Raw genomic sequence first — 267 nt, forward strand, 5'->3', positions numbered from 1 at the left:
GGCCAGCAGACCCTTTGCATAGGTGCGGATCATGCTGCTTTTGAACACCTCAAGAAAACGACGACGCTGATCACTGGTCGCAACACGGTAATATTTCGCCATGACTCCGGCTGCAAAACGACGCATATCAATTGTCGGCTCAAGAATGCGCTGCACATTGTCATAAAAGCGCTGCGGGTCCTCATCGTAGTAGCCACGGGCCTCTTCAATGATACCCAGTAACTCATTAGCAGTTCCGGTGATCACTTCTTTTGGCGTCTTTTCTTC

General features: G+C 50.2%; 1 protein-coding gene. It reads right to left on the bottom strand.

Annotation, left to right across the window (positions count from 1 at the left end):
* Nucleotides 1-267, bottom strand: a 267-nt coding sequence (locus tag ACFVYJ_RS13780) for an MlaC/ttg2D family ABC transporter substrate-binding protein (RefSeq protein ID WP_463255428.1), incomplete at both ends; no start/stop codon positions are given.

This window comes from Pontibacter sp. JAM-7, from assembly GCF_048548695.2.
GTDB lineage: Bacteria > Pseudomonadota > Gammaproteobacteria > Pseudomonadales > Balneatricaceae > Neptuniibacter.